Annotated in this window: 25 protein-coding genes; 11 read left to right on the top strand and 14 right to left on the bottom strand. The window is 33.0% G+C overall.

Going from position 1 to position 23,654, the window contains the following annotated elements; translation table 11 throughout:
- Positions 1–771: a BMC domain-containing protein gene (locus HA149_RS02860; protein ID WP_209112842.1), complete on the bottom strand. Its 771-nt coding sequence runs from the start codon at positions 769–771 to the stop codon at positions 1–3.
- 97 nt (positions 772–868) lie between these two features.
- Here HA149_RS02860 and HA149_RS02855 point away from each other — a divergent pair, with 97 nt between their 5' ends.
- From HA149_RS02855 to bchL, 4 genes are all read left to right on the top strand, one after another.
- The gene (locus HA149_RS02855; RefSeq protein ID WP_011862565.1) at positions 869–1,237 is read left to right on the top strand and encodes a hypothetical protein; all 369 of its coding nucleotides are present in this window, start codon (positions 869–871) and stop codon (positions 1,235–1,237) included.
- A gap of 158 nt (positions 1,238–1,395) precedes the next feature.
- Positions 1,396–2,652, top strand: a complete 1,257-nt coding sequence (locus tag HA149_RS02850) for a ferredoxin:protochlorophyllide reductase (ATP-dependent) subunit N (RefSeq protein WP_209112840.1) — start codon at positions 1,396–1,398, stop codon at positions 2,650–2,652.
- Positions 2,653–2,658: 6 nt separating this feature from the next.
- On the top strand, positions 2,659–4,230 hold the full coding sequence (locus tag HA149_RS02845) for a ferredoxin:protochlorophyllide reductase (ATP-dependent) subunit B (protein ID WP_209112838.1): 1,572 nt from the start codon (positions 2,659–2,661) through the stop codon (positions 4,228–4,230).
- A 189-nt stretch (positions 4,231–4,419) separates the two neighbouring features.
- Positions 4,420–5,307, top strand: a complete 888-nt coding sequence (gene bchL, locus HA149_RS02840) for a ferredoxin:protochlorophyllide reductase (ATP-dependent) iron-sulfur ATP-binding protein (RefSeq protein WP_011818051.1) — start codon at positions 4,420–4,422, stop codon at positions 5,305–5,307.
- Between the two features lie 6 nt (positions 5,308–5,313).
- On the opposite strand, the gene HA149_RS02835 is transcribed toward bchL, so the two are convergent.
- From HA149_RS02835 to psaM, 3 genes are all read right to left on the bottom strand, one after another.
- Positions 5,314–6,318 (bottom strand): protochlorophyllide reductase, encoded by a 1,005-nt coding sequence (locus HA149_RS02835; RefSeq protein ID WP_209112836.1) that lies wholly within the window; start codon positions 6,316–6,318, stop codon positions 5,314–5,316.
- Positions 6,319–6,372: 54 nt separating this feature from the next.
- Positions 6,373–6,720 carry a hypothetical protein gene (locus HA149_RS09640; protein WP_209112835.1) on the bottom strand — a complete coding sequence of 116 codons (348 nt, stop codon included), beginning with the start codon at positions 6,718–6,720 and terminating at the stop codon, positions 6,373–6,375.
- A gap of 83 nt (positions 6,721–6,803) precedes the next feature.
- Complete coding sequence (gene psaM, locus HA149_RS02825; RefSeq protein WP_025887817.1) at positions 6,804–6,908, bottom strand: photosystem I reaction center subunit XII; 105 nt, start codon at positions 6,906–6,908, stop codon at positions 6,804–6,806.
- 101 nt (positions 6,909–7,009) lie between these two features.
- On the opposite strand from psaM, the gene HA149_RS02820 reads away from it, so the two are divergent.
- Positions 7,010–7,765 (top strand): lipoyl protein ligase domain-containing protein, encoded by a 756-nt coding sequence (locus HA149_RS02820; protein WP_209112831.1) that lies wholly within the window; start codon positions 7,010–7,012, stop codon positions 7,763–7,765.
- Here the strand turns inward: HA149_RS02820 and HA149_RS02815 are convergent.
- Positions 7,762–8,985, bottom strand: a complete 1,224-nt coding sequence (locus HA149_RS02815) for a site-2 protease family protein (RefSeq protein WP_209112829.1) — start codon at positions 8,983–8,985, stop codon at positions 7,762–7,764. The genes HA149_RS02820 and HA149_RS02815 overlap by 4 nt on opposite strands.
- Before the next feature lie 55 nt (positions 8,986–9,040).
- Here HA149_RS02815 and HA149_RS02810 point away from each other — a divergent pair, with 55 nt between their 5' ends.
- Positions 9,041–9,697: a phosphoribosylanthranilate isomerase gene (locus tag HA149_RS02810; RefSeq protein ID WP_209112827.1), complete on the top strand. Its 657-nt coding sequence runs from the start codon at positions 9,041–9,043 to the stop codon at positions 9,695–9,697.
- On the opposite strand, the gene folE is transcribed toward HA149_RS02810, so the two are convergent.
- From folE to HA149_RS02780, 6 genes are all read right to left on the bottom strand, one after another.
- Positions 9,694–10,434, bottom strand: a complete 741-nt coding sequence (folE, locus tag HA149_RS02805) for a GTP cyclohydrolase I (RefSeq protein ID WP_209112825.1) — start codon at positions 10,432–10,434, stop codon at positions 9,694–9,696. The genes HA149_RS02810 and folE overlap by 4 nt on opposite strands.
- A gap of 154 nt (positions 10,435–10,588) precedes the next feature.
- The gene (locus HA149_RS02800; RefSeq protein WP_209112823.1) at positions 10,589–11,323 is read right to left on the bottom strand and encodes an SDR family oxidoreductase; all 735 of its coding nucleotides are present in this window, start codon (positions 11,321–11,323) and stop codon (positions 10,589–10,591) included.
- Positions 11,298–12,305, bottom strand: coding sequence for an acetyl-CoA carboxylase carboxyltransferase subunit alpha (locus tag HA149_RS02795; RefSeq protein ID WP_209112821.1), 1,008 nt, complete (start codon positions 12,303–12,305; stop codon positions 11,298–11,300). The genes HA149_RS02800 and HA149_RS02795 overlap by 26 nt, the downstream gene beginning before the upstream one ends.
- A gap of 3 nt (positions 12,306–12,308) precedes the next feature.
- Positions 12,309–13,349, bottom strand: a complete 1,041-nt coding sequence (locus HA149_RS02790; protein WP_209112819.1) for a long-chain acyl-[acyl-carrier-protein] reductase — start codon at positions 13,347–13,349, stop codon at positions 12,309–12,311.
- 107 nt (positions 13,350–13,456) lie between these two features.
- A complete protein-coding gene (locus tag HA149_RS02785) occupies positions 13,457–14,185 on the bottom strand; it encodes an aldehyde oxygenase (deformylating) (RefSeq protein ID WP_025945786.1) in 729 nt (242 codons plus the stop codon).
- A gap of 111 nt (positions 14,186–14,296) precedes the next feature.
- A complete protein-coding gene (locus HA149_RS02780) occupies positions 14,297–15,091 on the bottom strand; it encodes a creatininase family protein (RefSeq protein ID WP_209112817.1) in 795 nt (264 codons plus the stop codon).
- A gap of 66 nt (positions 15,092–15,157) precedes the next feature.
- Between HA149_RS02780 and HA149_RS02775 the strand changes: the two genes are divergently transcribed.
- The 3 genes from HA149_RS02775 to pgeF are packed head-to-tail and all read left to right on the top strand — an operon-like array spanning position 15,158 to position 18,070.
- Positions 15,158–16,363 carry a S1 RNA-binding domain-containing protein gene (locus HA149_RS02775; protein ID WP_209112815.1) on the top strand — a complete coding sequence of 402 codons (1,206 nt, stop codon included), beginning with the start codon at positions 15,158–15,160 and terminating at the stop codon, positions 16,361–16,363.
- Positions 16,360–17,265 (top strand): Tab2 family RNA-binding protein, encoded by a 906-nt coding sequence (locus HA149_RS02770; RefSeq protein ID WP_209112813.1) that lies wholly within the window; start codon positions 16,360–16,362, stop codon positions 17,263–17,265. Before HA149_RS02775 ends, HA149_RS02770 begins: the two co-directional genes overlap by 4 nt.
- 19 nt (positions 17,266–17,284) lie before the next feature.
- On the top strand, positions 17,285–18,070 hold the full coding sequence (gene pgeF / locus HA149_RS02765; RefSeq protein WP_348535638.1) for a peptidoglycan editing factor PgeF: 786 nt from the start codon (positions 17,285–17,287) through the stop codon (positions 18,068–18,070).
- A 6-nt stretch (positions 18,071–18,076) separates the two neighbouring features.
- On the opposite strand, the gene HA149_RS02760 is transcribed toward pgeF, so the two are convergent.
- From HA149_RS02760 to hemH, 3 genes are all read right to left on the bottom strand, one after another.
- Positions 18,077–18,427, bottom strand: coding sequence for a hypothetical protein (locus HA149_RS02760; protein WP_209112811.1), 351 nt, complete (start codon positions 18,425–18,427; stop codon positions 18,077–18,079).
- 68 nt (positions 18,428–18,495) lie between these two features.
- The gene (gene ilvB, locus HA149_RS02755) at positions 18,496–20,259 is read right to left on the bottom strand and encodes a biosynthetic-type acetolactate synthase large subunit (RefSeq protein WP_209112809.1); all 1,764 of its coding nucleotides are present in this window, start codon (positions 20,257–20,259) and stop codon (positions 18,496–18,498) included.
- 135 nt (positions 20,260–20,394) lie between these two features.
- The gene (hemH, locus tag HA149_RS02750) at positions 20,395–21,570 is read right to left on the bottom strand and encodes a ferrochelatase (RefSeq protein WP_209112807.1); all 1,176 of its coding nucleotides are present in this window, start codon (positions 21,568–21,570) and stop codon (positions 20,395–20,397) included.
- Positions 21,571–21,635: 65 nt separating this feature from the next.
- On the opposite strand from hemH, the gene HA149_RS02745 reads away from it, so the two are divergent.
- Together HA149_RS02745 and cobO are read left to right on the top strand one after the other, a co-directional pair.
- Positions 21,636–22,805 (top strand): site-specific integrase, encoded by a 1,170-nt coding sequence (locus HA149_RS02745; RefSeq protein ID WP_209112804.1) that lies wholly within the window; start codon positions 21,636–21,638, stop codon positions 22,803–22,805.
- A gap of 34 nt (positions 22,806–22,839) precedes the next feature.
- Entirely contained in the window at positions 22,840–23,532 is a 693-nt protein-coding gene (cobO, locus tag HA149_RS02740; RefSeq protein ID WP_209112802.1) for a cob(I)yrinic acid a,c-diamide adenosyltransferase, read from the top strand.
- Positions 23,533–23,654: the final 122 nt, after the last annotated feature.

The raw sequence follows: 23,654 nt of genomic DNA, 5'->3' as shown, positions 1-23,654 counted from the left end.
TCAATAATTTGAAATTTCTTCAATTGCTCTTATAGCAGCAGCTGCGGCTTCTTCTACATCTCCTTCTTTCCCGGCGAGAGTTAATCTACCAAAAGCGCCAACTGCCTTTACATCAACAACAGTTATATTAGATGCTTTTTCAGCTTCATTTGCTGCTTTTAAAACATAACCAGCAGGTTCAGTTTCCAATATAAACATACTCATTCCAGATTGAATCATTGATCCACTTCTGTTTTGTCTATTTATTAAAACAGCATGGTCTGGAGTAATCGCGCGAATGACTTCAGTCCAACTTGTTGCAGGTTTTGTTCTTTTTCTAACTTCACTTCCAATAGCATCTAGAACAACATCTCCAGAATGTAAAACAGTGCTTTGATCTTTATGGTACAGAGCAAGTGAACCAAATGCTCTTTCTACAATCATCTGACCAAGTCTTACATTACTTGCTTTTAAGGCAATATCAGTGACTCTATGAACGGCCATCCCAGGCGAAACTTCCATCCAAAGACATGAATCACCAGGAATAGGTAAAAAACCTCTACTAACCGTACCCATATATGCAGCTAATTGAGGTTGAAGAGAATCTAAAAAAACATATGTTCTTAACTCAATTTGCTCAACTTGACTTGCTTGTCTGGATACCAAAGACTTTTCTGAATCAGTTGTAATAAAACAGCTAGCACCACTGGCCTGAGATTGCACCTCAGATCCTGTGACAAGAGAACTCCCTTTTTTTCGGTTCCCTCTGTTTAAACTAGAAGTTGGTTCCATTCACGCGACTATAACTGATAAGGGTTCATTTTTCTATTAAATTTACTTGCATGCTTCCCACAAAACGATAACTTCAAGTATAAAGATATGCATTTTTATGGGAACTTCTCAAAAAAAAGAACCAAATGTTTCTGGGACTGAAAAAGAATTAACTCCTGATCAAACTCTTGGATTAGTTAGCCTAAGTTTAATGCAAAAACTATCTCAGAAAGACCCATCTTTTAGTTGGTTAGAAGAAGATAAAATTGAAAAAGTAAATCTCAAAAACCTTAGAGATAGATTGGAGTTAACGCAATTAGCTATAAATACAGGAGCACCTTTAACTACTTCAGAAGTGACAGCTTTAATTGGAGCAAAACCCGGGAAATCTAAGTTAGAAAGAGCAGGATTATTAGCTACCAAAATAGCTAGAAATGTATGGAAGATTTCAAAAACAAGTCAAGGAAATTCCTTCTACAGAAATTAAAATACGCCCCAAAAGTTTTTTTTTATAATTCTCATTTAAGTATTTAAACATTCATATAAGTTTTTTAAATGTGTACGTTTTGTAAGAGAACTTATTAATTACTTTCTTAAATTTAAAAGTTTATGCAAGCTTGAAATATAAGCTCTTGAAAATTATTAATGAGTAAAGTTGAATTTGATAAGGAAACTGGGCCCAGGGAAGTTTTTTGTGGCTTAACTTCAATAGTTTGGCTCCACCGAAGAATGCCTGATGCTTTTTTTCTGGTAGTAGGCTCGAGGACATGTGCTCATTTAATTCAAAGTGCTGCTGGAGTTATGATTTTTGCTGAACCAAGATTTGGGACGGCTATTCTTGAAGAAAAAGATCTTGCTGGTCTTGCTGACGCTCATGAAGAATTAGATCGAGTGATTAATGATCTTATTTCAAGAAGACCAGAAATAAAAACTCTTTTTCTAGTTGGATCTTGTCCGAGTGAAGTAATTAAACTAGATCTTGCAACAGTCGCAGAGAAATTAAATAAAAGATTTTTGGGCAAAGTAAGATTCGTTAATTACTCTGGCAGTGGGATTGAAACAACTTTTACCCAAGGAGAGGATGGCGCCTTAAAAGCTTTAATTCCATTAATGGAGTCTTCAAATGAGGACAAATTATTATTAGTTGGGACTCTCGCAAATAATGTAGAGGATCGTTTTAAAAAGATTTTTAGAAATTTAGGGATTTCAAATGTTGAGAGCTTTCCACCAAGGCAATCAACAGAATTACCAAAGATTGGCAAAAACACAAAAGTATTATTAACTCAGCCCTATTTAAGTGATACGGTTCGAGACCTTAAACATCGCGGTTGTGAAATAATTTCGGCTCCATTTCCTCTAGGTATCGAAGGAAGTACTAAATGGTTTTTAGCTGCAGCCAAAGCTTTCAAAATTAGTGAACTTAAAGTTCATGAAATTATTTCGCCATTTATCAATAGAGCAAAACTTGCTCTTGAACCTCATAAAGAAATACTTAAGGGGAAAAGATTATTTCTTCTTCCTGAATCGCAACTAGAGATATCTTTGGCAAGATTTTTGCATAATGAATGCGAAATGGATCTTATAGAGGTAGGCACTCCTTACCTAAATAAGGATTTAATGAAAGAGGAGATTAATTTATTACCTGATAATACAAAAATTATTGAAGGGCAACATGTAGAAAAACAATTAGATCGAGTGAGAGAATCTAATCCAGACTTAGTAGTTTGCGGAATGGGTTTAGCTAACCCGCTTGAGGCGGAGGGGATTAGTACTAAGTGGTCAATAGAAATGGTATTCAGTCCAATTCATGGAATTGATCAAGCCGCAGATTTAGCTGGTCTCTTCTCCAAACCTTTAAAAAGGAATCAAATACTAACTTCAAAAACTTTAGTAACGCATTAAAAAAGTATGGAATTAACTCTTTGGACATATGAAGGCCCACCGCATGTAGGTGCGATGAGAATTGCCTCCTCAATGAAAGATATACATTATGTGCTTCATGCCCCTCAAGGAGATACATATGCAGATCTTCTTTTTACAATGATTGAAAGGAGAGGGCAAAGGCCTCCAGTTACATATACAACTTTTCAGGCCAGAGATCTAGGAGGAGATACAGCCGAATTAGTGAAGAAAAATATTAAGGAAGCCGTAGATCGATTCAAACCAAAAACTCTTTTAGTTGGAGAAAGTTGTACAGCAGAACTTATCCAAGACCAACCTGGAGCTCTTGCGAAAGGAATGGGGTTTGATATGCCAATTGTTAATCTTGAATTACCTGCTTATAGCAAGAAAGAAAATTGGGGAGCTTCAGAAACCTTTTATCAATTAACAAGAACTCTTTTAAAAGAGAAAGTAAGTTCTTCAGAAAAAATAAGTGCTCTAAGGTGGAAGAAATTAGGTCGCAGACCAAAAGTCAATATATTGGGTCCTTCATTACTAGGATTTAGATGCAGGGATGATGTTATTGAAATCCAACGTATACTCTCAGAACAAGGAATAGATACAAACGTTGTTGCTCCATTAGGTGCTAGTCCAGATGATATTAAAAGGTTAATTGATGCTGAAATAAATATTTGTCTTTATCAAGAAATTGCTGAAGCATCATGTGAATGGCTTAGACGGAACTTTGGAATGGAATATACAAATATTATTCCAATTGGAATAAAAAATACAATTGAATTTATAAATGAAGTTCATAATAAGTTGGATCTCCCTTTGACAAATAAGGAAGAATTAGAACACAAGTCAAAACTTCCATGGTACTCGAAATCAGTTGATTCTAATTACTTAACTGGCAAAAGAGTTTTTATTTTTGGTGATGGAACACATGCAATTGCGGCTGCAAAAATTGCCAAAGAGGAATTGGGTTTTGAAGTAGTTGGTCTTGGTACATACAGTAGGGAGATGGCAAGGCAAGTAAGAGCTACTGCAAAAGATCTAAATGTAGAAGCTCTAATAACCAACAATTATCTAGAAGTAGAAGATGCCATGAAAAAAGCCGCTCCTGAACTAGTTTTAGGAACCCAAATGGAAAGGCATAGCGCAAAAAGACTCGGTATTCCATGCTCAGTAATTAGTACTCCAATGCATGTACAAGATGTTCCGGCAAGATACAGCCCTCAAATGGGTTGGGAAGGAGCAAATGTGATTTTTGATGACTGGGTACATCCCCTAATGATGGGCTTAGAAGAGCATCTTATTGATATGTTCAAACATGATTTTGAGTTTGTTGATGGTCATCAAAGCCATTTAGGACATACAGCTACGCAAACAAAGGACTTTTTAAATTCTCACGAAAAAAAAGAAAAAAATAGTAAAGAAGGAATTATCTGGACTGAATCTGGTAGAGCTGAATTAACAAAAGTTCCATTTTTTGTAAGAGGTAAAGTCAAAACAAATACTGAAAAATACGCAATCTTGAGAGGAATTCCAGAGATAAGCGATGAAACCCTTTACGACGCCAAAGCATATTTCAGTTAATTTTTACTGATAAATTGTAATTAAGTCATGAGTATTTTCACTCATAATTCAAAAGATTTAATCCTAAAAATCCAGTTATAAGAACATATTTCCCACTTTTAATACAATTAAATACATATTTGTTTAGAAACATATTTCATGTGTATTTACGCTGCAAGAATATAAATAATAATGTGTTTTAAACTTTAAATGACAAGTACTATAAATAGACCTCTTGATGGAGAAGGAAGTGTTCAAGTAAAGCAAGATCCAAAAATAAATATTGAAGAAGGGGCTTTAGTTATTGCCGTGTATGGGAAGGGTGGTATCGGAAAATCAACTACATCATCAAACCTTTCTGCAGCATTCTCAAAATTAGGTAAAAAGGTTCTACAAATTGGATGTGATCCTAAACACGATAGCACTTTCACTTTGACGCACAAAATGGTTCCTACAGTTATCGATATTCTCGAAGAGGTAGATTTTCATAGCGAAGAATTGAGGCCAACCGATTTCATGTTTGAAGGTTTTAATGGCGTAATGTGCGTCGAAAGTGGAGGCCCTCCTGCTGGAACAGGGTGCGGGGGATATGTAACCGGTCAGACAGTTAAACTGTTAAAAGAACATCACTTATTAGAAGATACTGATGTTGTTATTTTTGATGTCCTTGGAGACGTCGTTTGCGGGGGATTTGCAGCTCCATTGCAACATGCAAATTACTGTCTAATTGTTACTGCTAATGACTTTGATTCAATATTCGCTATGAATAGAATAGTCTCTGCAATCAAAGCAAAAGCAAAAAATTATAAAGTCAGATTAGGTGGTGTAGTCGCAAATAGATCAAAAGATACAGACCAAATTGATAAATTCAATGAAAGAACAGGTTTAAAAACTATGGCTCACTTTAAAGATGTCGACGCCATCAGAAGATCAAGACTAAAAAAATGCACCATTTTTGAAATGGAACCAACTGAAGATGTAATTGAAGTTCAAAATGAATATTTATCTCTTGCTAAAAATATGCTTGAGAACGTAGAACCTTTAGAAGGCAATCCACTTAAAGATAGAGAAATTTTTGATTTATTAGGATTTGATTAGTCTAAATTAATCTAATCCTACCAATTGGCTTGTTAAATCATAAGTTTGTTGAGAGGTCTTCGTATCAATTATTCTTTTTGACAACTTTTGAGAAAAAGCTTTTCTGCCAGTTTTTTGACGATTTCCCCAGCTCCAATGGACTGATGGTTTAGCAAATTCTTTATAGGTAGCAACTTGAGCGACCCTCTCTCCTGCCAATCTTTGTGAGACATATCCTTTTGTTATGAATTTTTGAAATATCGGGAAAAGTAATCTAAATAACCAAGGTGTATCTCTAAAAAGTTTTGTATCAGCAACACATCCAGGATATAGAGAATTTACAATAATCCTATCTGCAGGATATCTTTTTGATAATTCCTGAACGGTCACCATATTGCAAAGTTTGCTATCCTTGTAAGCCTTACCAGGTTTAAATTTCTTTCCATTCGCCATACTTATCGGAGATAAAAAACCATTTTTGAATCCAGATAAATCTCCCAAATCAGCTGGGGCAGGGATGGGGATCCTTCCTCCAAGTTCTGAATAATTAGCCGTAACTGTCCCTAATACTGTAATTCTTGGCTTGAATAAAGTTGATTTACCATTTAAAACAATTTCTCTTTCAGAAGATAAAATATTTTCTATAAGAAGGTTTATCATAAGAAAATGGCCAAAATGATTTACTGCCATAGAGTTTTCAAACCCCTGGGGAGACCTTTCAGGTCTCTTTAATCTCGGCTTATAGACTGCTGCATTACAAATAAGAGAATTTATTGGTTTTTTAAATCTTTCTAATATTTCATGGCAACCTTTTCTCACATCGTCCAAGTTAGAAAGATCTACTTCTATAAAATGAACATTTTTAACTTCCTCTTTTGTCAAGAATTCTTCAGCTATTTTTATAGCTCTTTTATTTGATCGATTAACAGCTATAACCTCCCATCCAAATCTTAATAGAGGTTTTAGAGTATTTAATCCAACTCCTGAAGTTGTTCCAGTTATTAGGACTAAACCCTTAATGTTCTTACTCACTAGCAAAAAAGTTAATAGAAAAATGAAAAGTAGAATGATTCTAGATCATCCCTATCAACGCCATATTACTCTGATAATGTCCCTAGAAATTATTTGATCCTGATCCTTCATAAATCTTTGCTCACCTTCAGAAGAAAATAAATCATCAAACTTATTTGTTAAAACATTAAATCTATATTTTTCGTATGAAAATGAGTCTTGAATTTCCCTTAATCTTGTCAACCTGACTTTGGAGCTGTAACCAAGTTTAATCAAGCTTATTATTGCTAAAAGGGAAAAGCAAATTTTTATAATAAAAAAAATTAAAGATACAAAATTGTCCTGTTTTTGTTGTCTTTTTATAAATACAGGACATAAGTATTTTTTGTAAAAATAACTATTTTTATAAAAAGATTTTGACAAATTTAGCACTAGTAATTTTCTGAATCAATCAATTCAGTGTTAATTATATTATTACCTTATAAATTTAAATTTTCTAATAGATTTTAATTCCTACCTAAACTAATTCCTAGTCTTAGGGCTAAAACTCCTGCATGCATAACTACTATGAGGCTTAATGCAATTAGATTTATTGTTTGAGTTGGCTCCATGATAAAAAAAATATTTCCTATATTCTCCACCGAAAAGAGGGGATTTGAAACACTATTACAAAATGATGTTACGTAATTAACAAATTGAAAGAAAAAATTTTTTGAAAATTATTATAAATAAATCTATACAGTTAATTTTGGGAATAAAGAATCAGGCCGTAATTTTTTCGACAAATAATTTATCTGGATTTGATCAAATGGCTTTAGATTTAAATTCTTTAGATCAGACAATTTCCAATCCTGAAATAATTCTCACATTGAGGTTCTACTATTGGACTGGCAATTGGGTTTCAATTGGCTATCACCAAAAGGAAATTCCTGTTCATTGGGAAAATTTATTATCAAATGGGGAAATTAATATTGTCAGGCGTCCTTCTGGAGGGGGAGCTGTTTTGCATTCTGGAGGCATAACATATGCATTAACATTTAAAAAAACTTACTATAAAGTCTTAAGTTATGAAATGGTTAATAATTGGTTAATTAAAAGTTTTAGAGAATTAGGTCTAAACTTAAGATATGGTCATTTACGAAAATCACGCATTAAAACAAATTGTTTTGGGACTTCATTAATTTCTGATTTAGTTGATCAAAATGGATTTAAGAGAATAGGCAGTGCCCAATTTCGTAAAAAAGGGGCATTCCTTCAACATGGTGAGATTCAAACAAACCCTTCAAAAGATTTGTGGTTCAAATTATTCAAAGAAGAAGCTCCTCCAAAAATAAATTTAGGACTAACAAATGATCAAATAATTCAACATTTAAGAAATTCATTCCTTAAGAATAAATCAAATATAAATTTCAAAAATATTGCCATAGATAGTAAAACTATTAGAAAACTTCATGATACGAATTACTAAAGATCTCCTTTCTGCTTCATTGAATTAATTATTCTTGGCAATTCAATTCCTAAGGGATAATGATTTTTAAAGTTTAATTTGTTAACAATTTCTGAAGGCAAATTAAAACCTAATTTATTCAATACAAAGTTTCCAATTTTTGACCTATCAATTATCCCCAAAGGGATGCCTGCAGCATTGAGAACCAATAAAAAACCTTCATTTGTTTCTTCAAGTCTTTCTATAGTTATCCATAATTTATCGTTATAAGATACACTTTCAAAACTATCGATTGGTTTCTTAAAATCTCCAACAAAGTTCCGTTCCCATTTTTTTAAGGAAACAGTTTTTAAAATATTCTCATCAACAAAACCGGTCCATCTACCATTATTCGTAACAAAAAAATATTTATTAGATGCATCATTATTATTTTTAATTAAAGTATTAAATTCTAATAAATTTGAATCGTATTCAATTTTCCTCAAAGGCTTTAGTTTGATCTCAGAAACTTTACTAAATTTAAGTATGTTTTCAATTTTAAAAAATTGACTTTCAGATTTTGAAGAATTAACTCCAAACAAGCCCAAAAAAGAAAGAATAAAACCAAAGTAAAAGTTAAATCTAAATAAACAAACTATCCCAAAAAATAAAACAAAAAAAGATAATAATAAATTAACTTTATTGAGGAAATTTCTTCCTTTATTTTTACTCCCTGAAAAATGCCAAATAATACTTTTTAATAAATTCCCCCCATCTAAAGACCCAATTGGAATCATATTTAAGAAGCCTAAGAATAAATTAAATATACCTACTCTAGAAATTACATTAACTGATATTTGTTCTTGAGATACAATGTTATTACTAATTAAAAGTAGGATAAATGCTGTAGCGAAACATAAAAGAGGTCTAACTATTGCAATTTTTATATTACCTAAGGCAGTTTGACAATGCTTATCTATTTGTAAAATTGCTCCTAAAAAATAAAAAGTAATTTTTTTTATTTTTACACCCTGATTAAGTGAAACAAAAGTACGAAATACCTCATGAACAATAATTGAAAATAATAAGAAAAAAGAAGTAAAAAATCCTATAATCCAAGATTCTTTAATATTATAAATATCACCTGAAGTTAAATTAACCTGGTTACTTATACTCCATGAGAATAAAAAGAGAATAGCAAACCAATAAGGATGAACTTTAAAGGGAATTCCCCATATTTTAAAAATTTGCCAACTTCTCAAAAATAATCTCCGCTATATTTAGCAATATTATTAATTTTACATAAAGGCTAATTATATGCCCAAGAGCAATACTTTAATTAAAATTTGTGGCTTAACGTCAGAAGAACAAGCTCTTCAAGTAGCAAAATTAGGAGCTCATGCTATCGGCATTATTTCCGTGGAAGAGTCACCAAGATATATATCAGCTGAAATTAAGAAAAATATTTTTACAACCTTAGAAAGGTTGTATCCAAAAATCGAGAGGGTATCAGTTGTACAAAATTGTCCAATAGACTTAATTATTAAAAATTTCTTAGGAAATCCAAGTGAAACTATAATACAATTACATGGAGATGAAGATATTGATTATTGCAAAAAAATAAGGGAAAAAATTCCCAATATTGGCCTATGGAAAGCTTTCAGAATAAAAACGGAAAAGGACATAGATAAAATAAAACCTTTTGAGGATTTTGTAGATGCGATACTTCTTGATTCTTGGAATAAAGAAACTTATGGAGGTTCAGGGAAAAAAATAAATTCTATTTATTTAAAGAATTTGCAATTTAGCAAGCCATGGTGGTTGGCAGGTGGAATATCAATTGATTGGATTGATGAAATCCTCACTGACTTCAAACCAGATGGATTAGATATTTCAAGTAGTATTGAAATATCTCCAGGTTTAAAAGATATTAAAAAAACAGAAGATCTTTTTAAGTTTTTAAAAAGAAATTAGTAATTATTAGTAGCGGACTGTTGTTTTACAAGCTCAAAAAATTCTTGTTTTAAACTCAAATCGTGTCTAAAATCCCCTCTAACCACAGAATTAATCATACTTGTATTTGGTTCTTTTACTCCCCTCCACTTCATACAATAATGTTGGGCTTTCACAATAATGCCTAAACCTTTAGGTTCACACAATTTTTCAATTTCATCTGCAAGGATCATTACAGCTTCTTCCTGAATATGAGGTCTTGAAAAAACCCAATCAGCAACTCTCGCAAATTTTGAAAGTCCTATGACTTTATTTCCAGGTTTAATACCTATCCAACACTCTCCTAGAATTGGTACTAAGTGATGTGAACATGCAGATCTGACTGAAATTGGACCAACAGTATAAATTTCATCAAGATTCTTGTCATTAGGGAAACTTGTAACTTTAGGTTGTTCATGATATCTGCCTTTAAAAACTTCATTTAGATACATTTTTGAAACTCTTTCAGCAGTTTCTTGAGTATTATGATCATTTTCAACATCAATTATTAAGGACTTTAGTAAGTCTTTAACTCTTGAGGCAACTTCTTTTTCTAAAATTTCTAATTCACCAGGATTTATAAAGTCAGAAATATTATCGTTAGCACTAAATCTTGTACCAGAATTCTTAATTCTGTCTCTTATAATTTCAGAAATTAGTTTATTAGTAATCTGTTCGTCAAAGTTTCTAATATTATCGTTGGGTAATGTAGAGGTCATAAAATTCTAAACAGAAAATTGTATGCAACTTAATTTACTGTATCTTCCAAAAGCTTAATTACTCATATACTATATCACATTCCCTTGTTCAATCGGGTTCAAATAGCAGTAAAAAAAAATCATTTTTTTAAGATTAAGCAGATAAACAGAATGTTTAAAAGGCTCCGCCAGAAGGCATCAAAGTTAAGTCTTCGATCAATTGTGATTCAGGTTTTTGAGCCATGTAGAGAATAGTTTCTGATACCTCGCTTGAGGAGAGCATAGAAGTTCTATCAAAATCAGAATTGATTGATTCGGAGTCCCAAAGAGGAGTATTTACTGAACCAAGAGTTATTGTGCACGCTCTTATTGAATTAGATCTCTCCTCCTCCCTCAAGCATTTAGTAAACATAGCTAGTGCAGATTTTGAAACACAATAAGCTCCCCATTTGGGGAATGCCTTATAAGAGGCATGACTACTAACATTAATAACTAAACCACCATTTTTTCTCATTTGAGGAATTATTGAACTACAAATTTGAAAAACACTTGTGAGGTTTATTTGAATAGTTTGTTCCCATTGACATAATTCCATTTCAACTAAAGGGCCATTAAATGCACATCCGGCATTATTTATCAATACTGAAGGGCACCCATACTTCTCAATTGCCTCTTCAACACAATGCTCTATTTCTAGAGGATTAGATAAATCACATTTTACTAGGTTAATTTTTGATTTAGTTGTCAACAGTTCGCTCTTTAGTTTCTCCATTAAATCCATATCCCTGGAGAGTAAAATTAAATCCCAGCCAGCATTAGCAAAAGTTATTGTGGTAGATCTACCAATACCTTTCGTAGCACCCGTTATAAAAGCTAGTTTCAAGTTATTCAGTTTTTTGGGGGATTTCACTATAAATCTCCTCAATATTATTTACTTCGATAAATTTACCTAAAACCCTAAACTTTTTGTATCTTTCCTCAATTAATTCGTCTTCAGGCATTTGGAGTAAAGCATTAAGATGTTTCTCAATAGCCTCTTTTAGTGTGTTACCAGCATCTAAAGGAGACCAATTATTCCCACCAGAAGGTTCTGGTAATACCTCATCAATTATACCTAATTTAAGTAAATCTTTACCTGTAATTTTAAGTGCTGATGCAGCTTCTGGTGCCTTCGCAGCATCTCTCCACAAAATTGAAGCACATGCTTCCGGACTAGCAACTGTGTAAACACTGTGTTCAAACATTAGTAACCTATCGGCAACACCTATTCCAAGTGCGCCTCCTGAACCTCCTTCTCCAATTACAGTAGCCACAATTGGAACTTTCAATCCAAACATCTCTCGAAGGTTTCTTGCAATCGCTTCCCCTTGACCCTGTTCTTCAGCTTTTAAACCAGCATAAGCTCCAGGAGTATCAATAAATGTAAGAATTGGCAAAGAAAATCTATTTGCATGCTGCATTAATCTTAGAGCTTTTCTGTAACCTCCTGGTTTTGCCATTCCAAAGTTTCTTACTACGTTTTCTTTTGTGTCCCTTCCTTTCTGATGTCCTAACATCAAAACTGGTCTATTATTTATCGAACCTATCCCCCCAATTAGTGCCATATCATCGCCTCCATTTCTATCTCCATGTAGTTCTATCCAGTCATCACAAAACATTTGAACATAATCTAAAGTGCTAGGCCTTTGAGGATGTCTAGCTACCTGAATCTTTTGTGCAGGAGTGAGAGAGTTGAATATTTCTTCTCTCCTTCTAGCAGCTAAAGTTTCAAGCTGTAGAAGCTGTTGGCTAACATCAACTTCTGAATCTCGAGCTAATTCTTTAATTTGCTCTATCTGTTTCTCTAGTTCAACAAGAGGCTTTTCAAAATCAAGAAGGTAACGTTTCGCCATAATTTAGACAGTTAGTACTTTGGGCTGCTTATCAAGTCCAATCGCAGAAAAACCATGTTTTAAAGAAGCTGCTCCAATAAATTCCATCTTTTCAAGAGAAATGTTATTTCTTCCCCAACTAAAATTTGTATGACAATTTTCAAATTCTAAAATCATAGCTTCTGCAAAGCAAGCAAACATCTCACGCTGAGGGTTTTGCATTTCCGCAAGTTCCATCATATTCCAACCAATATCGTTGAAAAACTCCACTATACCTCCTTTTAAAACATGAATATTTTCACCCTGAAATTTCTCATCAAGATTTTTGGGGTATCCACCATCAATCATTAAACATGGTTTTTTTAAGTTATCAGTATCAATTTCAATAGTTTTAGGCATACTTGCAACCCATACAACAATATCCGCCTGAGGCAATGCCTCATTTAAGCTTGTTACGGTGCCACCATCTAATTCTTTTTGTAACAGCGCTAGTGGTTCTTGTTGTCTTGCTACCATAAGAAGTTCTGAAATCCCAGTTTTATTGATTAGCCATCTACAAACAGCACTACCAATATCACCTGTAGCACCAATTACAGCGACAGTTGCTTTTTTAAGATCTATCCCAATGCGAGGCGCATTTATTTCTAGTTGCTTACAAATAACCCAGGCGGTATGAGTATTGCCAGTAGTAAACCTTTCCCACTCTAATGAAGTATTTCTAATTTGTTTATGCTGTAGAAGATTAAAATTCTCAAAAATAATAGAAGTAAATCCTCCTAAAGCGGTAATGTTAATCCCTTTTTTCTGAGCTAGCTCCATAGCATTTAGTACTTTTCTTCTGGCCGTTTTAAACCTAGAAAGCATTTCAGGAACAAAGCACGAATCTATATAAGAACCTTCAATAGATATTCCAGTAGCACTCTTAACTTCTACATTTTCAACAAGCTGAGGAGGAGCAGTACACCAAACATCCAAGTCGCCATCAGCAATATGATCAAAGCCTAGCATCGAAGCTTTTCTTTTTGCATCTTCAAAACTGGTTGAGTGGCCTATTAACCCAAACATTTAAAATTTATAAATGGTTTCTATACGATGTTATGAACAATAGCATATAGGTAACTCTTAAATAGGATTGATTAATTATAAAAATCCTTAATTTATTATAAATGTAATTAGACGATAGCTGCCATTGCCATTCTCGCAATTTCTCTATTATCTAGACCTATTTCCATCAATGTATCTTGATAAGCAATCATGAATTCTTCCATTAATTCTTCTCTGTCCATAGCTAAAACTGATGCGTCATCTGCTACTTCATCTAACATCTTTTTAATTAACGGAAGATTAACCTTATTAGCTTCCATTAATTCCTCTTTACAAGTAGATAAGTTCTCTTTAAGCCACTCTTGACCATAATTTAAATGAAGATATTCATCTTTAACCACTCCCTCTGTTATTTTTTTTGCGAAAGGATCCGCAACTCTTATGTAGACGTTGTAAGCAGAGATTGCAAATGCTTCAATTAAGATAGCTTGTATTAAAAGACATGTTGTTAAATTTCCTTTTTCAAGAGCAACTTGAAAATTACCATGTAATTTAGAAAAGAATTTTTTAGCAAATTCCATATCAGCAACTACACCTAAATTTCTTCCACATGCAGTAAAGCCTTTTTTATGCTTCATTTCCATTCTCGCCAATTTAGTTAACTCCTCTAACTCATTTGGAATTAACGTTGCTATTGAGATGTAATTATCATGAGCCTCTTGCTCTCCCTCTATAACAATTGCATTTATTCTGCTGTATGCATCCTTATAAGAATCTGTAGTAAAGTCGGGCAAATCTAAAGAAATCGGATTAGTCGATTCTTCAATAGTTTTTTTATTTGATTCTAGAGTTTGCATGTCAGTAATCTTTTGCTCATTATGCATGAATATTACACGATTATAGAGAGTTTATTTAAATATCATGAAAATAGTTTCAATTGTTAAGTCACATTTTTTACTTGAACTTGTTTAAGAATTATTTGGCCAATCTGATTGCATCAGATTCATAATCAATTTGAACCAATGATTAATCAATAATTCCTTTAAATTTTGCCCTAAAGACTCATTCGCTCCTCTACTATCTCCTATAACACCTGATTTACTGAAGTCGTCAGTAAGCCAAGCAGTAGGCGCATTGCCCTCTAAACTCCAGCCTTCTGGGATTTGTCCTTTAATACACTCATTTGGGCGTTCATTACCTACTAATTCTGGTTTTAAAGCCAGCATCAAACTTGTTTCAGCTAAAGAAGCATGGAGCCCATCCTCGATCTCAGTTTTTGTTAACAATTCACTTAATCCATTAATACCGCTCCATAAGAAACAAGGGAAAACTGCCATTTCTGGTGAGAAACTTCTTAGTTCTCTTGCAGCTGTATTTAATAGTGAGATTTGACCTCCATGACCATTAATCAATATCAATCTTTTAAAACCCATTTCAGATAATTGACTTCCGACTTCCTTAATCATTGAGGTTATTAAATTTGAGGAAAGTGAAATTGTCCCAGCAAAACCCTTATGTTCTGGAGAAAAACCAATATATTGAGTTGGAAGTTTTTTTAATGGAAAATCAGCAGGGAATAATTTAAAAACTTCGCTAATAATTTCATCAACAAAAATACTATCTGTAGCAAGAGGCAAATGTGGCCCATGTTGCTCAACAGCACCGAATGGCCAAATCACTGTAGATCTTTTGTTTTTTGCAACACTCTCAATTTCTTGCCAATTTAAATATTCAAATTTATTAGGTATTGGTTTAAAGTTCATTAATTTTAATTTTGAGTACTAACATTTAGAGTATGTTAATAATAAATTATTCTTATTTTACCTACGATGGGAGTCAATAATAAAAATGCCCAAGATAATATCCAGACAAAGGGCAATAAAAAACCTCTTCAGGTACTTCACATAAGCAAGAAAGATACTCAAAAAATAGATAATGAGCAAACTAATTCGCAAGAAGAAATTAAAAAAGAAAATATAGCAATCAAACCTCAAATCATTAAAGATGATTCAGTAAAAGAAAGTGATGACATTAGTGAAAACACTAAAGATTTTGATATTTCTAAACAAGATTTAACTCAACAAGACTTAAATAGACCCCTAAATTTTTCTGACCAAAACACAGAATTTGTAATAGAAAGAACTGTTGATGAATTCGATTTTGATGAAAGTGCTTTTTTGGAGGCTTTAAATGAAAATGAGCCAATTGGGGCTACAGGAGAAACAATTTCCGGTAAGGTTATAGCAATTGAAAGTGATGGACTATATGTTGACATTGGTGGGAAAGCACCTGGATATATGCCTAAAAAAGAATGTGGTTTGGGTGTCATAACTAACTTTAAAGAAAGATTTTCTTTAGGCCTTGAAATGGAAGTTTTGGTTATCAAAGAACAAAATGCTGATGGAATGGTAACAGTGAGTGCTCGGGCATTAATTCTCAGGCAAAGTTGGGAGAAAGTATCAAGTTCGGCAAAAAATGGAGAATTAATTGACGTTTTAGTTAATGGATTTAACCGAGGTGGACTTACATGTGATGTAGATGGATTGAGAGGATTCATCCCAAGATCCCAACTTGAAGATGGTCAAGATTATCAATCTTTTGTTGGCAAAACTTTAAAAGTAGCGTTTCTTGAGGTAAATCCAGAATCTAGAAAATTAGTTCTCTCTGAAAAGAAAGCATCATTAGTCTCTAAACTTACAAGTCTAGAATTAGGCCAATTAATTGAAGGAGAAGTTTTAGCTGTAAAACCATATGGCTTTTTTATAGATTTAGGGGGAGCAAGTGGACTTCTTCATCAATCCTCACTAACAAATGGATCGATTCGTTCTTTACGAGAAGTTTTTAGAGAAGGGGAAATTATAAAAGCTTTAATATCTGAAATTGACCTCGAAAAAGGGCGCATTGGTCTAAATACAGCACTCCTAGAAAACTCTGCGGGAGAATTAATTATTGATAAGCAAAAAGTTATGCAAGAAGCTACAGAGAGAGCACTAAAAACCAAAGCACTTTTCGATAAAAAAGAACAAGATAAATGAACATTAACAAAAAAATGGAGTCAAGTCTTAAATTAAAAATTTCAAATTGGGAATTAGACTTTTACTCAAGACCAATTATTGAATCAAATGGAAAAAAAAGATGGGAGTTAATTATTTGCTCTACAAGAAGTTATAAGACAGAAGATATTTTTCTTTGGAATAAAAAATGTCCTGCCAATGAAGTTAATTCAGTATGGCTTACAAAGGCACTAAATGAAGCAATAAGTGAAGCAAGAAAACAAGGGTGGGCGAAACCTTCAATAGTTCGATTCTGGAGATCGTCAATGAAATCGATCATTAAGAAATCTCTAGAGGCCTTGAGTATTGAGGCTCTTATAAGTAGGAGAACTTACGATTTATTAGATAGAATCGAATTTATTGAAAAAGAAATTTATCCAAAGGAAAAAGGTTATGTAAGAGGTGTATTAGCTCCAACTTTTACTTCTAAAAGTGAAAACCCTGCTCAACCTCTACCAGAAGCAGTAAGGGGTGATGCATTAACTATATCTGAAATATCAATTGGCGAATTAAAATCAGCAGAAAATTGGCCTATGGAATTTGGAGATATTTTCCCAATTCAGCAGGATTTAGATGATAATTACTTAGTTCCAGGATTAAGACTTTTTAGCAAAGATAGATCTTTAGCACTTTCTGCATGGTTCAGTTGTTTAGAACCTATTAAATTAGTCATCAGTAAGAAACAACTCATCCTTGAAGCTTCAGAAGACGATAAGTGGCTGGTGACTGATTTACCAGAAAAAGATGCAAACATTTTGAGTACAAAGTTTTTAGAGAATAAAAAAACTTCTTTTGGTTATCAATTTATTTCCATACAGTCAACGCCATACATCGAAAAATTTGCAGGATTCTGGATCTTGAGAGATATTGAATTAATTTCATAATTTCAGTTTAGGAGCAGGAATTATTCCATACAAAGAAATATATTTCTCAAAAGGTGAAATTTTTATTCAAAACAAAAAATTTGAGTATTATTCATCACCTATCCTTAGTCAAAATAATTTCAAACATGCATACTTTACGAAGTCAAGCTCTGAGGAATTTCTTCAATTATTAGGGAATCACTTTAATGAAAATTATATAAATTGTATTTCCAATCAAATTCACAGTAATTTGATAGTGTCTGGATCACATTTGGAAGAAGGGATTAAGACTGATGCAGATGGTATTGTTGGTGATAAATGCAACCAAAACTTATGGGTTTACACAGCTGATTGTATGCCAATATTTTTTGCCGATAAAAGGACAAGAAATGTAGCAACCTTGCATTGTGGAAGAAAAGGTTTAGAAAAAAAAATAATAAAAAATTTGGTTAAAATTTTCGATAATTTTGGCACATCTAGAGATAACTTACTTGTTGCAATAGGACCAGCGATTTCGAAGGAACATTATCTAGTTGATAAAATGACACTCAAAGAATTTTATAGAAAGGCCGAAAACAAAAACATAACGGTCAATCTGACTAAAGCTGAAAAAAATCTTTGTTTTAGTGATTCAAATCACTTCAAAAAGCAAAACTTAAATCAACTCGATCTTAAAAGATCTGCCTATAAACAACTTTTAAATGAGAACATCCCTAATACAAATATAGATATCTCAAATTTATGCACATACAAATTAAAAAATGAATTTAATTCCTGGAGAAGGAGCAAAACATTCTCGAGACAATGGAATTTTATTTGTTCATAGAGATAGTTAACTTGGACAAATTTCACTAGTTAAGTCTTTAGCGACTAATAATTCGGTCATCTCCTTATTACCTTTAATATTAAAAACTTTGGCTAACAAAACATTCTCTTTGAAACCAAAAGGTTTTATTTTCACTTTACTTCCCCTTGGGAATTCACTCTTAAGTATATTAGTGGCTTCAAACTCATCATTTTCATTTACATCTACACAAAATAGTCCTATCGTTAAATTTCTATTTTGATCCCCCACCAAAATAGTATTTGAACTTTTAATTTGAAGAATTTCAGCCGAGTTAACTATTACAGGATTAAGTACAATCAAGCAGATTATGATAAAAATTTTTGATAATTTTTTCAATTCAGCGATATCTAAGTTTTAAAATTATCTTAAAGTTAAATTTTTAAAATGACGAATTTTTAAAAAAATTAGTCTTCACAATTAACATATCCAACCATTTGAGCATTACTTTTACCAGGAGGAACCATTGGATAACAATTTTCACCTCTTCTGACAAGGATATTAATCAAGGCAGGGCCGTCATGATCAAGCGCATTTTTAAGTTCATTTTGTAATTGTTTTCTATCAGAAATTAAGTATCCTTTAACTCCAAAAGACTCAGCAAGTTTCACAAAATCAGGTTCACCACAACTCATATCAGATGAGGAATATCTTTCATCGTAGAAACTTTCCTGCCATTGTCTTACCATCCCTTGCCAGCGATTATTTATAATAATCACTTTCACCTTTAGACCATATTGAGATAAAGTTCCTAATTCTTGAACATTCATTAAGACACTTGCATCTCCTGCAATACAAATTACATCTGAATTAGGTAAGGCTGCTTTTACTCCAATTGCCGCTGGCAATCCAAAACCCATAGTTCCTAAGCCTGCACTACTAATCCATTTTCTTGGAGAATTCCTAAGATATTGAGCAGCCCACATCTGATGTTGTCCTACATCTGTAGTTACATAAGCTTCTGGTGAAAGTTCCCTCACTTTTAAAAGAACCTCCTGAGGATAAATTTCTCCTTCTTTAGGCGGGTCATATAAAGGGTGCTTATTTTTCCAAAAATCAATTTTTTCTAACCAGTTTTTCGTCTGACAAGTAAATTTGTTATTAAGAGATTGTTCATTAATTTTGAGAACAGCTTTTGAAACATCAGAAACAATTGCAACATCTACACGTCTATTTTTATTAACTTCTGCTGGGTCGATATCTATATGAATTACCTTTGCATTAGGTGCAAAAGTATCTAATTTTCCTGTCACCCTATCATCGAATCTAGCTCCAATAGCAATTAAAAGATCGCATTCTGTAACCGCGAAATTTGCGTAAGCAGTTCCATGCATTCCTAGCATCCCTACTGATAAATTGTCTTTTTCATCAAAAGCGCCTTTCCCCATTAAGGTTGTGGTAACAGGTATTTGATAATTCTTTGCCAAAGTTTTTATTTCATCATGAGCCCCTGAAGATATTGCCCCACCTCCTACGTATAGGAGAGGTTTTTCAGAATCTTCTATTAATTTAATTGCTTTATTGATATCGCAATCATTAATTTCTCCATTCCTTTTAAATCCTTTAGGGATAATCTCACCAGGCAAAACTCTTTGGTAATTAAAGAACTCCTGACCTACATCTTTGGGTATATCAATTAAAACGGGGCCAGGCCTTCCAGATGAGGCTATAAAAAAAGCTTCAGAAACTACTTTCGCGATATCTGAAGGATCTCTTATTACCCATGAATGTTTCACTATTGGAAGAGTTATACCAAAAATATCAGTTTCTTGAAAAGCGTCTGTACCTATGGCAGGTCTTGGGACTTGACCTGTAACTACAACTAGGGGCACTGAATCCATTTGCGCAGTGGCAATTCCAGTTACCAAATTTGTAGCACCTGGGCCTGAGGTCCCAAAACATACTCCTACTTCACCAGTAGATCTTGCATATCCATCAGCCGCATGTGAACCACCTTGTTCATGCCTAACCATATAATGCTTTAACCAACCTTCTTGTTCCGCCTTATGAACAGCATCATATATTGGTAATATGGCTCCTCCTGGATATCCAAATATAACTTTTACCCCATGAATTTTTAAAGAATCCATTAGTGCATCTGCACCAGTTATCCAAACTGGATTTTCATGTTTTGAACTACCCTTTGAAAAGGATCTCGAAGTAAGGGTCACTAAAAAATTCAATATTTAATATAAATATTAAACTTAATTAAATACTTTTGCCTCATTTAGAAATGTAATGTCAGAAATGAATTCAAAAAAATCTTTCAATAAATTTAAAATTTTCAAATAAATTTGAATTGTTCTTTATAAAATGCCTAATTTATGTAGAGGTCCAGAACCTGAAATAAGTTCAATAAAAAGCACAAGAAAAATAATCATTGCAACCCTTCCGTTCCAAACTTCTGAACTATTATTCCAACCCCATTGCCACTTCTCTTGGGGATAAAGTTTAACTTTTTCGGGCAACTGAGAAGCCTCCTCTAGATTAACAAGAGGTCCTTCCAAGCAGGAAATCACTAGATCACTAAGGCCTTCAATAAAAGTAGGATGAGTATTTAAAGCCTTAACTCTCCGAAAGTTTTTAATACCCGCCTTTTCAGCAATTTCTTTATATTCAATATCAATTTCTTGCAATGTTTCGATATGCTCTCCAACGAAACTTATAGGGACAACAATCAGATCATTAACATTTGACCTTCCAAGATCAGCTAACACTTCTTCTGTATAAGGTTTCAACCATTCAACAGGACCAACTCTACTTTGATAAGAGAGTGTATGAGGATTACTATGCCCTAAAAATTTTTCCAGCTCATTTATGATTAACAAAGAACAATCTTCAATTTGTTGTTTATAAGGGTCTCCAGCTTCCTCTACGTAACTCTTGGGAACTCCATGAGCAGTAAAAAATATATGGGCTTTTAAAGGTGATTCACAAAGTGAAATTTGTTCAGAAATTAATTCGACCATAGACTTTAAATAACCTGATTGACTAAACCAACTCCTTACACATCTCATTGGAACCTTCTTAAATTCATTATCAGAATCTCGCAATTTTTTTAATTCCCTAAAGCTCGAACCACTAGTACTTATCGAAAAATGTGGATACAACGGTATTACAACAACTTGATCTATACCATCTGCTTTCATATCAGCAATTGCTGATTCGGTAAAAGGATGCCAATACCTCATAGCGATATAGGTAGTGGCGTTTAATCCTTTGTCCCTTAATTTAGATTGTAATTCTCTTGCTTGTTGTTCAGTTATCCTTCTGATAGGTGAACCTCCACCTATAGAGAGATACGCCTGTTGTGAAGTAGTACTCCTAAGAGTACTAATTAACCAAGCTAGGGGCTTTTGAAAAACAGGGAAGGGAGTCCTGATTATTTCTGGATCAGAGAAGAGATTGTATAAGAATGGGCCGACATCAGTAATGCGTTCAGGCCCTCCTAAATTCATTAGTAAGACGCCTATTTTATCCATTTAAAATTTATGGAGATTGAAAATCAACATTTAAAACGTCATTATATGGACAATTATATAAGTAAATGAACGTAATTCAGGAAATTAATAATGTCAATGATAAATTTGCTACTCAAGGCAGCAAGCTTAAAATTGAGAAAAGAGGAGAGAAATTAAATATCCGTGGTTCACTACCCTCTAAAGAAGATAAAAATAACTTTAAGATTCAAAGAATATCTCTCGGTTTGAAGGCTAATATTTCTGGATTAGAGGAGGCCAAAAAAAAATTACAATTAATCAATTTGCAATTGGAATTGAATCAATTTGATTGGATTAATTGGATAGGCAAACCTTATAAAAAGGAAATAAAAGATGGTTTTGAATTACCAAATAGATTAAATCAATTTGAGGAATTTTTTTTTAAAGAAAATAAAAGTGATTTTCGAACCAGCACTAGAAAAACTACTTGGAAAAGTTCTTACAAGCCATATATGAAAAGACTCCAGAATATTTACAATGATTATGAAAATGAAGCTTTAGAAAAAATATTTCAAAAAACACTTGAAAGTTATAAAGAAGGTACTAGAAGTAGGAAACAATGTGCAACTTCTTTAAGTGTTCTGGCTAAGTTTTTGGACATCAAACTACCTGAAGATTGGAAATTAAATTCTAGAGGATATGGTCTGAACAAAGCAGGCTTTAGGGATCTCCCTAAAGACGAATTAATAGAAAAACTGTGGGAGAAGATACCGAACAAGTCTTGGAAATTTGTTTTTGGTTTGATGGCTACATATGGATTGAGGAATCATGAAGTATTTTTTTGTGATTTAAGTTCTCTTACTAATTCTGGTGACAAAATTATTAGAGTTTTACCTACCACTAAAACTGGGGAACATCAAGTTTGGCCATTTCATCCTGAATGGGTGGAAAAGTTTGAATTATCAAAACTTGGTGAAAATCCAGAACTTCTACCAAATATCAATAGAGACCTTAAAATTACAACCTTACAAAATATTGGAAAAAAAATAACAGACCAGTTTAAGCGTTACTCTTTACAAATAAAACCCTATGATCTAAGGCATGCCTGGGCAGTAAGAACAATTTTTTATGATTTACCTGATACTGTGGCTGCCAGAATGATGGGACATTCGGTTAGTTTACATACTCAAACTTATCACCACTGGATTACTAAAAGAGATCAACAACAAGCGGTAAATAATGCACTTTTAAAAGTTAAAAGAGTTAAAAATATTTAAAGATTTATAATAAATAAATAAAAATAAATGTCATATGCAAGAAAAACCTTCATCTTCCCAGGAAATATTTAACCTTGATAATCAAGCCAATAAACTTGGAATGGGAGGTAAATTATCACCGGATAGCGATGAAAGCTCATATAAAAAAAGAATGCAGCAAAGAAAAGATATTCAAGCAGAAAGACTACAAATTAGAAAAACAAAAAAAGGATTATTGATTGTTTTCACAGGAAATGGGAAGGGCAAGACAACTGCATCTTTAGGTATGGCTTTAAGGACGATAGGGCATGGCTATAAAGTAGCAATAATTCAATTTATCAAAGGAGGCTGGACCACTGGAGAAGAAAAAGCACTTGAGAACTTTTCTTCAAACCTATCTTGGCATTCATTAGGAGAGGGATTTACTTGGGAAACGCAAGACAGAATAAGAGATGAAAAATTAGTTCAAGAGGCGTGGCAATTAGCCAAAAAATACATAAAAAACGAATCTTATAAACTTATCATTCTTGATGAAATTAATATTGCGACAAAACTTGGTTATCTTGCACCCGAAGAAATAATCACTTTTTTAAAAAGCTTAAATAATAGAAAAAATCATATTGTTTTAACTGGAAGGGGAGCATCTGATTCAATTATCAATTACGCTGATCTAGTTACAGAAATGAAACTAATAAGACATCCATTTAAAGAACAAGGAATAAAGGCACAAAAGTGTGTTGAATTTTAGTTGAAGTAAATTATTATTTAAAATTTCCTTTAGGCAGGTTTAGAAATGTTTAAAGACGCAAGCAATATCTGAACAAAAAATTAATTTGGTGCATTTACTTGCTAAGGTCTTAAAAGTACAAT

The organism is Prochlorococcus marinus XMU1406 (assembly GCF_017696055.1).
Taxonomy (GTDB): Bacteria; Cyanobacteriota; Cyanobacteriia; order PCC-6307; family Cyanobiaceae; genus Prochlorococcus_A; species Prochlorococcus_A marinus_W.
This window is presented reverse-complemented; position numbering and strand designations above follow the sequence as displayed.

Bases quoted from the DNA above. Each gene is read 5' to 3' on its own strand.
- HA149_RS02850 (WP_209112840.1), top strand. From the start codon at position 1,396: ATGAGTAAAGTTGAATTTGATAAGGAAACTGGGCCCAGGGAAGTTTTT.
- folE (WP_209112825.1), bottom strand. From the start codon at position 10,434: ATGACCTCTACATTACCCAACGATAATATTAGAAACTTTGACGAACAG.
- HA149_RS02795 (WP_209112821.1), bottom strand. From the start codon at position 12,305: ATGGCGAAACGTTACCTTCTTGATTTTGAAAAGCCTCTTGTTGAACTA.
- HA149_RS02810 (WP_209112827.1), top strand. From the start codon at position 9,041: ATGCCCAAGAGCAATACTTTAATTAAAATTTGTGGCTTAACGTCAGAA.
- hemH (WP_209112807.1), bottom strand. From the start codon at position 21,570: ATGGATAAAATAGGCGTCTTACTAATGAATTTAGGAGGGCCTGAACGC.
- bchL (WP_011818051.1), top strand. From the start codon at position 4,420: ATGACAAGTACTATAAATAGACCTCTTGATGGAGAAGGAAGTGTTCAA.
- HA149_RS02780 (WP_209112817.1), bottom strand. From the start codon at position 15,091: ATGAACTTTAAACCAATACCTAATAAATTTGAATATTTAAATTGGCAA.
- HA149_RS02785 (WP_025945786.1), bottom strand. From the start codon at position 14,185: ATGCAAACTCTAGAATCAAATAAAAAAACTATTGAAGAATCGACTAAT.
- HA149_RS02790 (WP_209112819.1), bottom strand. From the start codon at position 13,349: ATGTTTGGGTTAATAGGCCACTCAACCAGTTTTGAAGATGCAAAAAGA.
- cobO (WP_209112802.1), top strand. From the start codon at position 22,840: ATGCAAGAAAAACCTTCATCTTCCCAGGAAATATTTAACCTTGATAAT.
- HA149_RS02855 (WP_011862565.1), top strand. From the start codon at position 869: ATGGGAACTTCTCAAAAAAAAGAACCAAATGTTTCTGGGACTGAAAAA.
- psaM (WP_025887817.1), bottom strand. From the start codon at position 6,908: ATGGAGCCAACTCAAACAATAAATCTAATTGCATTAAGCCTCATAGTA.
- HA149_RS02860 (WP_209112842.1), bottom strand. From the start codon at position 771: ATGGAACCAACTTCTAGTTTAAACAGAGGGAACCGAAAAAAAGGGAGT.
- HA149_RS02770 (WP_209112813.1), top strand. From the start codon at position 16,360: ATGAACATTAACAAAAAAATGGAGTCAAGTCTTAAATTAAAAATTTCA.
- HA149_RS02775 (WP_209112815.1), top strand. From the start codon at position 15,158: ATGGGAGTCAATAATAAAAATGCCCAAGATAATATCCAGACAAAGGGC.
- HA149_RS02745 (WP_209112804.1), top strand. From the start codon at position 21,636: ATGAACGTAATTCAGGAAATTAATAATGTCAATGATAAATTTGCTACT.
- HA149_RS02845 (WP_209112838.1), top strand. From the start codon at position 2,659: ATGGAATTAACTCTTTGGACATATGAAGGCCCACCGCATGTAGGTGCG.